This window comes from Marinobacter adhaerens HP15, assembly GCF_000166295.1.
Lineage (GTDB): Bacteria > Pseudomonadota > Gammaproteobacteria > Pseudomonadales > Oleiphilaceae > Marinobacter > Marinobacter adhaerens.
Genome location: NC_017506.1, coordinates 449,290 through 464,906 on the forward strand (window position 1 = coordinate 449,290; position 15,617 = coordinate 464,906).

13 protein-coding genes and 1 riboswitch are annotated in these 15,617 nt (G+C 58.0%); of the genes, 7 read left to right on the forward strand and 6 right to left on the reverse strand.

Annotated features, from left to right (window positions below; translation table 11 throughout):
- Window positions 1–113 precede the first annotated feature (113 nt).
- Entirely contained in the window at window positions 114–908 is a 795-nt protein-coding gene (locus tag HP15_RS02235) for a glycosyltransferase family 2 protein (protein WP_008170849.1), read from the forward strand.
- 23 nt (window positions 909–931) lie between these two features.
- Here HP15_RS02235 and HP15_RS02240 read toward each other — a convergent pair whose 3' ends face one another.
- The 4 genes from HP15_RS02240 to lpxL are packed head-to-tail and all read right to left on the reverse strand — an operon-like array spanning window position 932 to window position 5,086.
- Window positions 932–1,987: a glycosyltransferase gene (locus tag HP15_RS02240; RefSeq protein WP_014576004.1), complete on the reverse strand. Its 1,056-nt coding sequence runs from the start codon at window positions 1,985–1,987 to the stop codon at window positions 932–934.
- Complete coding sequence (locus HP15_RS02245; protein ID WP_014576005.1) at window positions 1,984–3,099, reverse strand: glycosyltransferase family 4 protein; 1,116 nt, start codon at window positions 3,097–3,099, stop codon at window positions 1,984–1,986. The genes HP15_RS02240 and HP15_RS02245 overlap by 4 nt, the downstream gene beginning before the upstream one ends.
- Window positions 3,096–4,091 (reverse strand): mitochondrial fission ELM1 family protein, encoded by a 996-nt coding sequence (locus HP15_RS02250; protein WP_014576006.1) that lies wholly within the window; start codon window positions 4,089–4,091, stop codon window positions 3,096–3,098. The genes HP15_RS02245 and HP15_RS02250 overlap by 4 nt, the downstream gene beginning before the upstream one ends.
- Before the next feature lie 47 nt (window positions 4,092–4,138).
- Complete coding sequence (gene lpxL, locus HP15_RS02255) at window positions 4,139–5,086, reverse strand: LpxL/LpxP family Kdo(2)-lipid IV(A) lauroyl/palmitoleoyl acyltransferase (RefSeq protein ID WP_014576007.1); 948 nt, start codon at window positions 5,084–5,086, stop codon at window positions 4,139–4,141.
- Between the two features lie 121 nt (window positions 5,087–5,207).
- Between lpxL and waaA the strand changes: the two genes are divergently transcribed.
- On the forward strand, window positions 5,208–6,461 hold the full coding sequence (gene waaA / locus HP15_RS02260) for a lipid IV(A) 3-deoxy-D-manno-octulosonic acid transferase (protein ID WP_041644938.1): 1,254 nt from the start codon (window positions 5,208–5,210) through the stop codon (window positions 6,459–6,461).
- A gap of 47 nt (window positions 6,462–6,508) precedes the next feature.
- Here waaA and HP15_RS02265 read toward each other — a convergent pair whose 3' ends face one another.
- Window positions 6,509–7,891, reverse strand: coding sequence for a TolC family outer membrane protein (locus HP15_RS02265; RefSeq protein ID WP_014576009.1), 1,383 nt, complete (start codon window positions 7,889–7,891; stop codon window positions 6,509–6,511).
- Between the two features lie 181 nt (window positions 7,892–8,072).
- A riboswitch (TPP riboswitch) is annotated at window positions 8,073–8,195 on the forward strand.
- Window positions 8,196–8,283: 88 nt separating this feature from the next.
- On the opposite strand from HP15_RS02265, the gene thiC reads away from it, so the two are divergent.
- From thiC to cpdA, 4 genes are all read left to right on the forward strand, one after another.
- Window positions 8,284–10,161 carry a phosphomethylpyrimidine synthase ThiC gene (gene thiC / locus HP15_RS02270; protein WP_041644939.1) on the forward strand — a complete coding sequence of 626 codons (1,878 nt, stop codon included), beginning with the start codon at window positions 8,284–8,286 and terminating at the stop codon, window positions 10,159–10,161.
- A gap of 61 nt (window positions 10,162–10,222) precedes the next feature.
- Complete coding sequence (locus HP15_RS02275) at window positions 10,223–10,840, forward strand: NUDIX domain-containing protein (protein ID WP_014576012.1); 618 nt, start codon at window positions 10,223–10,225, stop codon at window positions 10,838–10,840.
- Complete coding sequence (locus tag HP15_RS02280) at window positions 10,840–11,325, forward strand: DUF1249 domain-containing protein (RefSeq protein ID WP_008170830.1); 486 nt, start codon at window positions 10,840–10,842, stop codon at window positions 11,323–11,325. Before HP15_RS02275 ends, HP15_RS02280 begins: the two co-directional genes overlap by 1 nt.
- A gap of 202 nt (window positions 11,326–11,527) precedes the next feature.
- Window positions 11,528–12,334, forward strand: coding sequence for a 3',5'-cyclic-AMP phosphodiesterase (cpdA, locus tag HP15_RS02285; RefSeq protein WP_014576013.1), 807 nt, complete (start codon window positions 11,528–11,530; stop codon window positions 12,332–12,334).
- On the opposite strand, the gene metE is transcribed toward cpdA, so the two are convergent.
- On the reverse strand, window positions 12,328–14,607 hold the full coding sequence (metE, locus tag HP15_RS02290; protein ID WP_014576014.1) for a 5-methyltetrahydropteroyltriglutamate--homocysteine S-methyltransferase: 2,280 nt from the start codon (window positions 14,605–14,607) through the stop codon (window positions 12,328–12,330). The genes cpdA and metE overlap by 7 nt on opposite strands.
- A 119-nt stretch (window positions 14,608–14,726) precedes the next feature.
- Between metE and HP15_RS02295 the strand changes: the two genes are divergently transcribed.
- On the forward strand, window positions 14,727–15,617 hold the full coding sequence (locus tag HP15_RS02295; protein WP_014576015.1) for a LysR family transcriptional regulator: 891 nt from the start codon (window positions 14,727–14,729) through the stop codon (window positions 15,615–15,617).

Here is a 15,617-nt window from a genome sequence, read left to right on the forward strand (position 1 = left end):
AGTTAAAGAATGCCAAGAAAAACATCAAAATCAGGCGCGCCATCTTATCATAAGGCAACCATGATATTGTTTTGACCAGTCCGTAAACTGATTGCCCGATACCAGGAATTTTGATGAAGCTACCGTTATCCGTTTATTACATCACCCAGGACGAAGAACTGCGATTGCCGGAATCCCTTGCAAAGGTTTCCGGCTGGGTTGATGAGATTATCGTAGTCGATTCCGGAAGTATTGACCGAACCCGTGACATTGTTGAAGCGGCGGGTGCCCGTTTTGTTCATAACGACTGGCAGGGGTTTGCCTGCCAGAAAGCCTTTGCAGCAAGCCTTTGTCGTAATGACTGGGTGCTTGACCTGGATGCGGATGAGGTGCTGTCGGACGAGCTTGTGGCCAACATCCAGGACCTGTTTTCAAAGCCGATTGACCCGGCCATTGCGGGATTCCGGATGCGCTGGGTGCTGTCCCAGCCGGATCCCCGGCATCCGTTCCGCCATGATAAATCGAAGAAGATCCTCAGGCTCTACAATCGTAACAAGGCAGTGATTGAGCCCGAAAAAGACAGCAACAATGACCGGCCGCAGGTGAAGGCTGGCCGGGTTGTGGATTTAAAGGGCGATGTGTTGCACCGCACGCTGATTTCTCTGGAGCAGATGGAGCGCAAGTACTGCCAGTTGTCGACGGAGCAGGCCCGCTTTATCGCCGCAAAGGGACGGCGAATTTCCAGCCCCCGCCTGTTTGCCGAGTTTCCCCTGAAGTTCCTGAAATATTACCTGCTGCACCGCCAGATCCTGAACGGTTGGTTTGGTCTGAGCGTTGCCATTACCGCAGCCAACAGGAACTTCATGCGCCTGGCCAAGGCTCGGGAGATGCAGATGCTATCCGAATTTGAGAGGGAAAATACACGGTAGCTCTCTGCCGAATACAGCGGAAATCAGGTGCCTCGTTGCTCGCCCATTGCCCTCAGGTATAGCGCTTCCGTTTGCTCCGCCATGGCGTTGATCGTGAGAGTTTTACGGGCAAATGCCATGGCGGGCTGCTCACTCTGTTTCAGTGTCTCCAGATCAGCGAGCGCTCGCGCTATCAGTTCGGCGAGGTCCTGATCCCGGTGGCCTGCACTGAGAGACGTTGCTGGAAGAATATCCCGCGGTCCGGACACCGGAGTGGAGACCACGGGGCAACCACTGAGAAGGGACTCCGCCAGTACATAGGGAAAACCTTCCCGTTCGGAGCTGATCACCGTCAATTCGGCCCTGTCGTAGATGGGCGCCAGATTCTCCCGGAACCCTGCGAGGGTTACCGAGGTTTCCAGTTTCAACTGGCGAATCAAGTGCTCAAGCCGTGATCGCTGGCTGCCCTCGCCAAAAATGGTCAGATGGCAGCGATGTGCCGAATCGCCGAGCATGGCCCAGGCCCTGATCAGCGCATCAAAGCCCTTGACGGATTCGAGTCGTCCGACGGCGATTACATTGGTGACTACTGACGGTAGCTCCGGGCCGTCGTCTGTTGTTGTTCGTTCGCTCCCGGACTCCACGCCGTTGTAGATGAGGTGTTTCCGGTGGTGTCGCAGAGTAGCCAGAATCCTGGGGCTTACGGCAATGATCTCGTCGAGGCGATCAAAGGCCTTATGGCTGGACTTGGTGCCGTGCACCGTACCGATTCGCACTCGGGCAAGGCTTCCGGTTTTCGCCGCGAGCTGCGCAGCCTTGTTGCCCTGGGCGTGCAGAATATCAGGTGCTATTTCTCGAAGTCGCCGGCGGAGGGCCAGTTGGAGCCAGAGATTCCGTCGCCCGAGTTGAACTGGCAGTGGATGAAACTGGACGCCTGCAGGGAACCTGTCCCGGTAGGTTTTATGGCCGATCACATGGACGATATGACCGCGGTCTGCCAGTGCACCTGCCAGATCAGCGGTATGTTTTTCCATGCCGCCCCAGGTTGTGCCGGGCGTGGCAATCAGCAGGGCGATCGTTAATCGGGGCGGTGAGGTCATGATCGGCCTGCGGCATTTTGTAGCACCGTCTCGTAAACGGCCAGGCTCGCTTCTGTTTGTGCCTCCAGGCGGAACCGATAAGGGATCTCAATGGCCGGAGGCCCGGCATCCAACATCCGGGAAACGGCCTGTGCGAACTCCTCAACGTTATCCGGCGCCACCAGGCCTTCCCGGAAGCACGCCTGCAGTGTTTCCGCCGCCCCGCCACGATTATAGGCCACGACCGGTGTTCCCGAAGCCAGGGCTTCGGTCACTGTCCGGCCAAAGGGCTCGGGTTTGGTGCTCATGTGACAGACCACGTCGGAGAGCAGGTACAGGTTGGTCATGTCATTGCGCTGGCCCAGGAAGCTGACCTTTTCGGTCAGGTCCAGGCGAGACCGCTCCTTCTCCAGTTCATCCAGGAAATGCTCTTTGCCGGGCTCCGCACCACCCACAATAATACCGTGGCAATCGGGCCGCTCCCGCACCAGTTTCGCCATCATGGCCAGGAAATCCAACTGGCCTTTCCAGCGGGAAATCCGCCCCGGCATCATAATGATTTTCTTGCCGGCAAGCTGTGGATACTGACGGAACCAGCGGTCCAGCCATTGCTGTGGAAGCTCCCGCTGATGAAAGGCATCCACATCCACGCCCCGCTGGATGACGGTCAGCTTCTCTTCGGGTACCTGGTAGTTGCTCATCACGTAATCCCGCACACACTGCGACACGGCAATGATATGATCGGCGCGAGTCATGATGGCGCTGTAGGGAGTCACGGAATACATGCCGTGGAAGGTGGACACAACCGCCGGGCGTTCCCGTTTCGGGATGCTTTTCAGGGCCAGGAAGATAATCCAGGCGGGCATGCGTGAGCGGACATGAACGATGTCCGGCTTCAGCTCAAGAAGCAGTTTTCGCATCGGCAGGATTTGCCCGAAGGACGCTGGATTCTTCCGGTGAATCGGCATGAAAATATGCCTCGAACCCTGTCCCCGCAGTTGTTCCGCCATGGGGCCGCCCTTGGAGACGACAAAGGATTCGTGGCCGCGTTGAACGAGGTCCGCAGCGAACTCTACGGTCCCCCTTTCCACGCCGCCACTGTATAGCGCCGGAAGTGCCTGAAGAATTCTCAAGGTTTAGTCCCCTTGTGCAGGCGTTGATTGGTTTTCTCGCTCTTTGGCAGGAGTCCTCGCTCCAGCACCCAGCGGGCCGCACGATTGGCCTCCCAGAGAGTCTTTTCATGGTCGGTTCTGCCAGCCATGACGCTGGCATGGTCTGTCCACTTGGCAACATAGCCGTCCCGGACCAGCCGTTCCACACCATCCACGACCCGGCTGCCGGTTCTGGCCGGCAGTTCGAACAGGCCGGTTGGCACCCCGGAGGTTGCGGCCTCACAGACCATGGACATGCTGTCCGGCGTCACCCAGACGGCTCTTGAGGCCGAGAGTTGGTGGCTTAGCCAGTCTTCGTGGGTCTGCCCGGGGTGGACGACGGTAATTCTCAGCCCGGCCATCTCTTCGAGGCGTTCCTGAAGGGGTTCAGGTGTTCGCCTGGAGGTGCTGATGGTCCAGCGCCAGTCGGGGTAATGGCCGATCAGATGCGATACCTGGCCCAGGACGACATCATCGTCCCAGTCGTAGTGCGGGGAAGGCCCGCCGATGAGCAACAGCGCCTCCCGTTTTTCAGTGATTCTGGCCAGGGGTGTAATGGTATTCAGAACCCCTTCCGTCAACAGCACTCGCTGGCTGGCCTGTACACGATCATGGGCCGGGATCAGCGCGCCGCTGACCAGAGACAGCGGGAACGCGGGCTTCATGATGACAAGCGTTCGGGCTCCACGAATCTTGCGCAGGGCAAGCAGCAACCGGTGCGTGCCAGACCCGGCCGCAATGACCAGATCAGGGCGAGGCAGTGACGCCTCCATTCGTGGCGGTGCGCCCAGCAGTGCTCGCCACAGCGGAATTTTCATGGTGGAGGCGTCGACCCAGTAGGTGCTTGCGCCGGTCAGGACGCGAAGGCGGTTACCGAGCCCCTTCAGTTGGTTCCTGTGGCCAGGCTTGCTGTCTGTCAGAAGCCACACCACCGGTGTGGATGCATCCTGCGTTCTGGGCTCTGGTTTGGCCATGGTGTTCCGGCATGCATTGCCGGCCTCCGTATTGCCAGGGTTCTGCGTTACCGGCGTTTGTAGAAGCCGGGGTCATTCTCGTCCGGGCGGGTCTTGAATCGTCGATGCATCCAGAGATACTGATCCGGCGCTCGCCGAACCTCTCGCTCGATAGTCTGGTTGATCAGTGTTGCATCCTGAAGATCATCGCCGCTGGGAAAATTCTCGAGGACCGGGTGGAAGTAAATGTCGTAACCCGGCCCATCGTCACGCCGGAAATGGCTGAACGGAACCACCTTGCAGCCACTGCGTTCTGCAATCCGGGAGGTGGCGGTAATGGTGCCCGCCGGTATTCCGAAAAACGGAGCAAAGACAATATCCTTGCGACCGTAATCCTGGTCCGTGGCGTACCAGACTGCCCGGTTTTTCTTCAGGCTGCGGAACAGGCCTCGCAGGTCTCTGGCGCCGAGCACGGTGCCATAGCGGCGCTCCCTGGCCCTTGTCATGACTGCGTTCATCAACGGGTTGTTATGATCCCGTTGCATGACATCGGCTTCAATGAACTCGGTTACCAGGCTCCCGCCCAGATCCAGGGTGCTGTAATGCCCCCCCAGCAATAAGACGCCTCTGCCACCGGCCAGGGCATCCTCAAAATGCTCAAGGCCATGGACTCTCGTGATGCCCGTCAGTTTGGCCGGGTTACGAAACCAGGCAATACCAAGCTCCAGCAAGCCAATCCCATTGGCAATGAAGGCTTTCCGAACCAGAGCCGATTGCTGAGCACTGGTGAGCTCCGGGAAGCACAACCTGATGTTCACTTCCGCGATGTGCCGACGACTTCGGGCAAGGCGAAAGGCCAGCAGGCCTGCCATTTTTCCCAGCCACCACTGAACGCGTATCGGCAGCCGGGACACACACCACATCAGGAAAATGCCCAGCCAGGTAGGCCACCAGCGCGGGTGGCGGTACGCCGAGTAGTCTGTGTTTCGCGGTAATTTGCGATATTTCTTTTTCACGTAATGCAGGTCCTGCGATGTCTTGGTCGATTGATGCTGGCACCGTGGCACTGGCGATCAATCGGAAGCAAATCAATAGGTTTTGCGCTATGATAGCGCACTGTTTTGCCCGGAGTCCTGTGTGCTGCAATTTATCTATTCCCAGCTTATTAGGCTGTTCCTGCCGTTCATCCTCCTGCGTCTCTGGTGGCACGGGCGCCGAGCTCCGGAGCTGAGGCGCAACTGGTACCAGCGCCTGGGCATCGTGCCGCGGGCAAGCGGTACGGTCGTCTGGGTTCATGCTGTCTCGGTAGGTGAAACCATAGCGGCTGCGCCAATGGTGCGGCGTCTGCTGGCCCGCAACCCGGGCATTACTATCCTGATGACGGCCATGACAGACACCGGCCTGTCTCAAGCGCGCAAGATGTTCGGTGATCAAGTCCAGTACGCCTACGCTCCTTACGATACGCCAGGTTCGATTCGTCGCTTCCTCGACCGCGCCAATCCCCGGATTCTGGTTATCATGGAGACCGAAATCTGGCCGAACATGATTCGCCAGTGCCGGGCCCGCCGCGTTCCCGTATTTTTGATCAATGCCCGGCTGTCAGAGCGTTCCGCTCGCGGTTACGAGCGCGTCCGCGGCCTGGCTGCGCCTATCATGCGCAGCATCAGCTGGGTGGCTGCCCAGGCCGAAAAAGACGCCGAGAGGTTTCGCCGGATCGGAGTTGCCCCGGCGAAAGTGGCCGTTACGGGAAGCGTCAAATTTGATGTGGATATTCCGGAGAATGTGAGAGCGGCGGCCGCGGCGCTTCGACAGAAGCTTGCGGGTCGGCCGGTCTGGATTGCCGGCAGCACTCATGGCAGTGAGAATGATGAGTTGCTGACCGCCCATGGCAGGGTTCTGGCAGACCACCCCAAGGCGTTGTTGATTCTGGTTCCGCGACACCCCGACCGCTTTGATCCGGTGGCGGAAAGGGCGCTGAAGGAAGGGCTGGCACTGGCCCGTCGGTCTCGTGGAGAAGACCCGGTCAAGGCCCAGGTATATCTGGGAGATACCATGGGTGAGCTGATGATGCTCTACGGTGCCAGCGACCTGGCGTTCGTTGGCGGCTCGCTGATTGAGCGCGGTGGCCATAATCCCCTGGAACCCGCCGGATGGGGTATTCCGGTGTTTTCAGGCCCGCACATCTTCAATTTTGAAACCATTTACCAACGCCTGCTGGACGATCGGGGCGTTAAGCTGGTTGCCGATTCAGATGATCTGGCCGCGCACGTGTCGTCTCTCTTTAGTGACGATACGGAACGGCAAGCAATTGGTCAGCGAGCGCTGGCAGTTGTTAACAAGAACCGCGGCGCACTCGACAAGGTGGTTGACGGCATTATCGAACGGGTCTGACCCGTCTCCCGAAAAAACAGGGCGAGCCCGCAGACCCGCCCTCGCTGTTACCGGGTCGGGTCGTCCAGGGTCTCTTCTTCGTTGGCCAGTGCCTCAATTCCCGGGGCAGCCGCGCTCAGCCAGTTGTTCAGCTCGATAAGGTCCTGGGGGCTCAGGGTGCCGGCGGCCTGTTTAAGCTGAAGGGAGTTGATCACGTAGTCGTAGCGGGCGTTGGCGTAATCCCGCAGGGCAACGTAATAGGCTCTCTCGGCATCCAGCACTTCCACAATGTTCCGGGTTCCCACCTCATATCCTGCACGGGTCGCGTCGAGTGCGCTGCGGCGGGAGACAATGGTCTGCTCCAGTGCGGATGCGGTTTCAACGTTATTGTTGACGGTCAGAAACAGACTTCTCGTGTTTACACGAACATCCCGGCGAACGGTGTTCAGCGACTGCTCGGCAACGGTTACCAGTGAGCGCTGCTGGCGGACGCCTGCTTGAGTGCCACCGCCAGAGTAGAGGGGTACATTCAGGGTAAGCCCGATGGTTCCTCGAGTCGTGGTGCCGTCTTGCTGGCTTGTGATCGGTGCGTTGGCGCCGTCAATGCCGTTCAGGTCTGTTTTGCCGTAGGAGGCGTTGAGATCCAGTGTCGGATAGTGGCCGGCCTTGGCTTCACGAAGTCCGGCCTCGTTGGCGTTGAGCTCAAACAGAGCAGACTGGATTGACCAGTTCTGCTCCAGGGCGGTTGCTTCCCAGGCAGATGGATCCATCGGATCGGGGCGGCCCAGGGGGAAATTCTGGCGCAAATTGTCCAGTTCTTCGGCGTATTCGCCGGTCAGTCGCGCCAGTTGTTCACGGGCCACGTTCAGCTGGTTTTCGGCGGCAATACGCTGGCTCTTGCTGTCGTCGTAGCTGGCACGCGCCTCATAGACCTCGGTTATGGCAATCAGGCCCACGTCAAACCGTTCCTGAGCCTGCTCATACTGGCGCTGGATAGCGGCCTCGGTTGCCCGGGCGGTGGTGACTGTGTCCCGGGCCCGCAGAACGTTGAAGTACGCGGTTGCAACATCCAGGATCAGTTGCTGCTGGGCGAGGTTGTATTCGGCCCGGGCCGATTCGGTCTGGAACTTGCTGGCGTCATAGCGAAACCAGGCGTCAGCCCGGAACAGTGGCTGGGTTAACTGGACACCGTAATTCAGTTCCTGATAGCTGTTGTCCTGGCTCGGCCCGTCAACATCAATGTAGTTGCCCTCACCAAAGGCACCAATTTGCGGCAATAATGCGCTCTGGCTGACATCGCTGGCCGCCTGTTGAGCTTCAAAACTTGCTCGCGCGGCGGCAATGCCGGAGTCGTAGGACAGTGCTTTCTCATAGGTCTCGACCAGATCCATGGAAAGGGCGGGCTGGGCCGCCATGAGGCCAATAAGTCCTGAAAGCAATCGCTTCTTCATTATGTCTCCTGAATACGGTTACGCATCTTTGCCGGGTAAACGGGGTGCGTGTCGGATTCGCGGGCACGCGTGATCCCCGTTTTCATGGGCAGACGGGTCTGGTTGGCCATTATGGACAATAATTGCCCGCAGCTCTACACTTGCAAATGGCACCCATTCTGGGTGTCACGCATTACAGATTCGCGTCTTGACGGGGTGCTGGTCTGCTTTCCGAATCATGGGAGGTGACCGGCTGAGATTGCATCGCAGAACCCGCGACCTGATCCGGATAATACCGGCGTAGGGATTTAAGACCACAGTGCTGCCTGACCAGTGTTCCCCCCAGAGGGAATCCGTGTCGAAAGCTCCGTCATACGCGACCCGAAATCCAACAATTGTTCCGGGAGCGAATGATGACCAACTTGCCTGATTACCTCAGCGATTCCGCCCAGGTGGATTCCGCCGCGATCAAACCCCTGCCAAGTTCACGTAAAATCTACGTTCAGGGTAGCCGACCCGATCTGCGTGTGCCCATGCGGGAAATCACCGTGCAGGACACACCGACGGAGATGGGCGGTGAAAAGAATCCGCCGGTGGTGGTGTATGATACGTCCGGACCCTACACCGATCCGGAAGCGACCATTGACCTTCGCAAAGGACTCAAGCCTTTAAGGGCCCAGTGGATTGCAGAGCGTGGCGATGTGGAGCAACTTCCCGGTTACTCCTCAGAGTTCACCCGCCGTCGCATGAAAGATCCGCAGCTCGACCCGCTGCGCTTTATGAACGAGCGCAAACCCTTGCGCGCCAAACCTGGCCAGAACGTCTCCCAGATGCATTACGCCCGCCAGGGCATTGTCACTCCTGAAATGGAATACATCGCCATCCGGGAGAACATGAAGCTGCAGGAAGCTCGTGAGCAGGGGCTCCTTGACGATCAGCACCCGGGTCAGTCCTTCGGCGCCAACCTGCCAGCTGAAATCACACCGGAGTTTGTTCGCGACGAGGTTGCCCGAGGACGTGCGATTATCCCCGCAAATATCAACCACCCGGAAATCGAGCCGATGATCATCGGTCGAAATTTTCTGGTAAAGATCAACGGCAATATCGGCAACTCGGCCGTCAGCTCTTCCATCGAAGAGGAAGTGGAGAAGCTGACCTGGGGCATCCGCTGGGGTGCCGACACCATCATGGACCTGTCCACCGGCAAGAATATCCACGAAACCAGGGAGTGGATCATCCGAAACTCCCCGGTTCCCATCGGCACTGTGCCGATATACCAGGCACTGGAAAAAGTCGGCGGTGTGGCCGAGGACCTGACCTGGGAAATTTTCCGGGATACGCTGGTTGAGCAGGCCGAGCAGGGCGTGGATTACTTCACCATCCACGCGGGCGTTCGCCTGCATCATGTGCCCATGACGGCGAAGCGCACCACCGGCATCGTCTCCCGTGGCGGTTCCATCATGGCCAAATGGTGCCTGGCGCATCATAAGGAAAGTTTCCTGTACGAGCACTTCGAGGATATCTGCGAAATCATGAAGGCCTACGATGTGTCCTTCAGTCTTGGCGACGGCCTGCGCCCCGGTTCCATTGCCGATGCCAACGACGCAGCGCAGTTCGGCGAACTGGAAACCCTCGGTGAACTTACCAAGATTGCCTGGAAACACGATGTGCAGTGCATGATTGAAGGCCCCGGCCATGTGCCCATGCATCTGGTGAAAGAGAATATGGACAAGCAGCTCGAATGTTGCGACGAAGCGCCGTTCTACACCCTGGGCCCGCTGATTACCGATATTGCGCCGGGCTACGATCACATCACGTCCGGTATTGGTGCCGCCATGATCGGCTGGTATGGCTGCGCCATGCTTTGCTACGTCACACCCAAGGAACACCTGGGGCTGCCCAACAAGGACGATGTGAAAACCGGCATCATCACTTACAAGATTGCCGCCCACGCCGCGGACCTGGCGAAGGGGCACCCGGGTGCCCAGATTCGCGATAATGCGCTCTCCAAGGCCCGTTTCGAATTCCGTTGGGAAGACCAGTTCAACCTCGGTCTGGACCCGGATACGGCTCGCGCCTACCACGATGAGACTCTGCCAAAGGAATCCGCCAAGGTGGCGCATTTCTGTTCCATGTGCGGACCGAAGTTCTGCTCCATGCAGATTTCCCAGGAAGTTCGGGATTATGCGAAGGAGCATGGCCTGGACGAGGTGTCGGCAGTGGATGCCGGTATGCAGGAGAAATCTCGCGAGTTCGTGGAGTCCGGGAGTAAGCTTTACGACAAGGTTTGAACTTGAAGTAATACCCAACTAAAGGCTATCGTTCCAAGTCGATTCAACGACCGGACAAAAAATGGCCAAACTGTTCCAGTTCAACGCCGACGACGTCAACGTCGAAAAACGTGAAACCGTCTTCCAGGGCTTCTTCCGCATGGATAAGCTCTGGTTGACCCATCCGCGTTTTGACGGCCGGGACATGCCGGTGTTTACCCGAGAACTCTTCATTCGTGGCGATGCCACCTGTGTACTTCCCTACGACCCGGAACGGGACGAGGTAGTCCTTCTTGAGCAGTTCCGTCTTGGTGCCCTGGGCCGTGATCAGTCGCCGTGGCTGCTGGAGCTGGTAGCTGGTATGAACGAAGACGGCGAGAGCCCTGAAGAAGTCGCTCAACGCGAGGGCCAGGAAGAGGCCGGACTTACCTTTGCGCCGCTGGAAAAAATCTGCGATTACCTGGTGTCACCCGGCGGCAGCACGGAAATGATTCACCTTTACTGCGGGCGTGTCAGCACCGCAGATGCCGGTGGTCTGTATGGTATGGAACATGAGCATGAGGATATCCGTGCCCATGTGGTGTCATCCGACGACGCCATAGCGATGATCCACGATGGTCGCATCAACAACGCGGCAGCCATTATAGCCCTGCAGTGGCTCGAGCTGAATCGGGCCCGTTTGAGGAAAGGGTGGCAGTGATGGGCGAGTGGACCATGAAACCCAGGCGGTATGTTCCGGATCTCAGGCAGCTCGGTGCCCTGTGTGACGGAAACTATCAGCGGCTCCGTAAGCTGAGGCAGCTGGAAGTGGACGGCAAGCCCGTGTGCGAGTTCGAGCTGCATCGGGAGAATCACTACCTGGGACGAGTCCGGATTCAGGTGCTCCAGACAGCAAAGTTCACCGAAACCCTGTTGCTTGAGCAGGTCCATAATTCCGGTCGTTGGTTAAACAACCCGCAAATGACCGTACGGGTCTACCACGACGCCAGCATGGCGGAAGTGATCAGCTGCTACCGTGATCGCCAGATTGCGCCCGTCAACGATTACCCAAATCGCTTCATGCACCATCCGGATGAAAAGGTTCAGGTCAACGGCTTCCTCGCCGATTGGCTGGATTACTGTCTCAGGTTTGGTCACCTGCCCATGGAACATGCAGCCTGGTCTGCCGGCGAAGGCGTCGACTGACGAGGTCCTATATACGCTTATCCTGTACTAAAGTGGTGTGGCTATGGCGCACCGATGTGCCATAGTTGTCAAAAATTGCAATATATCGTCTAAGCCTTGCCAGAATGTGACCCGGGTTCGATTCGGAAGTGATAAATCTGTGAATCGGCGTCGTACACTTGTGATCAGACCACGTATTGCCAGCGAGTAAATCCAGAACGCCATGACCACGAAGGAAAAAAACCGGCCACTGCGGGTACTGCAGCTGACTGATCCGCACCTGATGGCGCGTGCCGACGGAGATCTGTTGGGCGTTAGAACCCGGGAAAGCCTGCAGGCGGTTATTGCAGAGGTATTGAAAGTGCACGGTCAGCCGGATCTGATTCTGGCTACCGGGGATCTCGCTCAAGACGGGTCGGTGGAAGCTTACCGAGTCTTTGGTGAGAGCCTGAAGTCTTTCTCCTGTCCCTCAGTCTGGATCGCTGGTAATCACGATCATATCGATAACCTGCTCCAGGTTTCTCGCGAGTACAACGCATCTGATCGTCACGTGATTCAGGGTGGCTGGCAGTTTGTGATGCTGGATTCTTCTGTACCCGGCAAGGTTTTCGGCGCTCTGGCTGAATCCGAACTGGCGTTCCTCTCGGAGACGCTTGAGCAACATCCGGACATACCGGCAGTGATTGCACTCCATCATCATCCGGTGGATATCGGCTCCGACTGGATGGAGAAAATTGGCCTCACCAATCGCGATGCGTTCTGGCAGGTGCTAGATCGATTTCCTCAGGTCAGGATCGTGTTGTGGGGGCATATCCATCAGGAGCACGAGCGCGAGCGCAACGGCGTGCAGCTGTTGGCCACGCCGTCCACCTGCATCCAGTTTACTTCCGGTTCCAGCAAGTTTTCGGTTGAGGATTTACCGCCCGGTTACCGCTGGCTCGAATTCCACGATTCCGGCGACTTCGCAACGGAAGTCCGCCGGGCCGAAGATTTCCAGTTCGAGCTGGATCAGAACAGTTCCGGTTACTGAATAGTTTCCCTGAGTTCCCGAGCGGCGGCGACCATGCTTTTCAGGGCAGGGCGGACCTCCTCCCACTGACGGGTCTTCAGGCCACAGTCCGGGTTCACCCATAGCCGCTCTGCCGGTATCCGCTCTGCCGCCTTTATCATCAATGATCGAATCTGCTCGCTGTCGGGAATATTCGGTGAGTGTATGTCATAGACACCGGGCCCGATGTCGTTCGGGTAATGGAAGCCACGGAAGGCATCGAGAAGCTCCATGTCCGACCGGGAGGTCTCGATGGTAATCACATCAGCGTCCATCCGGGCGATGGCTTCGATAATGTCGTTGAACTCCGAATAGCACATGTGGGTGTGGATCTGGGTTTCGTCTCGAACGCCGTTGGCAGATATCCGGAATGACTCGATGGCCCAGTCCAGATAGTTCTTCCAATCGGCTTGCCGCAGCGGCAAGCCCTCCCGAAGGGCGGCTTCATCGATCTGGATAATTCGGGCGCCCGAGGCCTCCAGATCAAGCACCTCCTCCCGGATGGCCAGTGCCAGTTGAAGGCAGGTCTCTCGCCGTGGCTGGTCGTCCCGCACGAACGACCAGTTGAGGATGGTGACAGGTCCGGTCAGCATGCCCTTCAGAGGCTTTTTCGTGAGCGACTGGGCATAGCGGATCCATTCGACGGTCATGGCTTTCGGGCGCGATATGTCTCCGAACAGGATGGGTGGTTTCACGCATCGGGAGCCGTAGGATTGAACCCACCCGAACTGACTGAAGGTATAGCCGTCCAGTTGTTCGCCGAAATATTCGACCATGTCGTTTCGTTCGGCTTCGCCGTGAACAAGCACATCGAGCCCCAGGGCCTCCTGCTCGACAATGCAGCGACGAACCTCTTCGCGAATCCGGGCGTTGTATTGCGGCTCCGTTAGCTCTCCCTTTCGGAACTGCAAGCGGGTCTGGCGGATATCCCGTGTTTGGGGAAAGGACCCGATGGTGGTTGTCGGGAAGCGGGGTAGGCCAAGCTTCCGTTGCTGTATGGCGATGCGGTCCGGGAAACGGCTTTGCCGCTGACCGAGTGCCGGGCTGACGTCGGCGAGACGGGCCTGCACAGAAGCACTATGAACCCGTTCGGATTTTGCCCGACTGTTGACGGCTACCGTCGATTCCGCCAGTTGTTTGCGAACGGCCGCTCTTCCATTATTCAACGCTGTGGCGAGAGTCTTCAGTTCATCCAGTTTCTGGACGGCGAATGCCAGCCAGCTGCGGATTTCCGGGTCCAGCTTGTCTTCACTCGTTAGATCAACAGGCACATGAATCAGTGAGCAGGATGGCGCGAGCCAGAGACGATTCCCCAACTTTTCATAGACCGGTTCGAGCCAGTCGAGGGTCTTCTCCAGATCCGATCGCCAGATATTCCGGCCATTGATGACGCCCAAAGAAAGTTGCTTGTGGGGCGGTAGCCAGTCGACCACACGGGGGACTTCCTGTGGGGCACTGATGGCATCGAGGTGCAATCCGGCCACGGGTAATTCGCAGGCCAGCTGCAGATTTTCACGCAATTCACCGAAGTAAGTGGTTACCAACAACTTCGGCGTGCTGGTCTTGAGGTGGTGATAAGCGAGGCTGAAGGCGTGGCGCCAGTCCGCGTCCAGGTCGGTCACAAGCGCGGGTTCGTCTACCTGAACCCACTCAACGCCACGGTCTGCTAACAGTTCCAGAAGCTCTGAGTACACGGGCAGTAACGACTCCAGCAGCAACAGTCGGTCGCTGTCGTCTTTGGCTTTGCCAAGCCAGAGATAGGTGACGGGGCCGATAATCACCGGCTTTGGTGTAACTCCTTGGGCTCGCGCCTCGTCGATCTGATCGATTAGTCGGTTGCCATTGAGTCGAAAGCGGGTGTTCTGGTGGAACTCGGGCACGATGTAGTGATAGTTGGTGTCGAACCATTTGGTCATTTCCCCTGCCTGAACACCGCAGCAGGCTGATTCCTGCCCGGAACGCCCCCGGGCTACCCGGAAATAACGGTCGAGTTCGCTGCCTTTGGTGTCGTTCACCCGCTCGGGCAGGTTGCCCAGGGTGACACTCATATCCAGTATCTGATCGTAAAAGGAGAAGTCTCCGACGGGCACCCGGTCCAGTGGGCGTTGGTTCTGCCAATGCCTGCGCCGGAGATCGGCACCGCTAATCTGCAGATCTTCCTCGCTTATCCGGCCTTTCCAGAAGGCTTCCTGGGCAAACTTCAGCTCACGGCGGGCCCCGATTCGTGGGAAGCCGAGATTGTGGGTGGTTACCATGGTGTGTCCTCTGCTTGATTCTGTGATTTTGAAGAAAGTGCAGAATATCCACCTGGCGGAATGAAAAATAATGGTATTATTTCAGAGATCAATGAATATTGTTCATGCTAAGGGTAATAATGATCGAGCGAAGCCATCTGGAAATTCTCCGGGCAGTGAATCAGCAGGGGTCTTTGACGGCGGCCGCCGAGTGCCTGCATTTGACGCAATCTGCCCTCAGCCATTCCATCCGTAAGCTGGAACACCAGTTTGGTACCGACATCTGGGTGCGGGAAGGGCGGCAGTTGCGACTGACACAGTCGGGGGAATACCTTCTTTCGCTGGCCAACAGGCTGCTGCCGCAGATGGAGCACGCGGAGATGCTGATCGGCCAGTTTGCCAGGGGGCAGCGTGGCACGCTGCGTATCGGAATGGAGTGCCATCCCTGCTATCAATGGCTGTTGAAAGTAGTCGGGCCCTATCTGGAGGGCTGGCCCGGGGTGGATGTGGATGTAAAACAGAAATTCCAGTTTGGCGGCATTGGCGCCCTGTTCGGTCACGACATCGACATGCTGGTAACTCCGGACCCCCTGCAGCGCCCGGGCCTGGTTTTCGAGCCGGTGTTCGACTACGAGCAGGTGTTGGTGGTGGCCGCGGACCATGCTCTGGCGGACAAGGCCTGGGCTGAACCCGGGGATCTGGAGAAAGAAACCCTGATCACCTACCCGGTGGAAATCGAACGTCTGGATATCTACACGCGGTTCCTGCTTCCGGCCCACGCCAGTCCCGCGCGGCACAAAACCATCGAGACCACCGATATCATGTTGCAAATGGTCGCGGCAGGGCGCGGGGTGGCCGCGCTCCCACGCTGGCTGGTCGAGGATTACGGTGCCCGGATTCCGGTTCGGCCGGTTCAGCTCGGGGAAACGGGGATTCCGAAACAGATCTTTTTAGGACTTCGTGAGCGGGATCGGGAGGTGGATTACCTGAATTCGTTCATGAAGCTGGCACGTGAGGTTCGCTGGAATTAA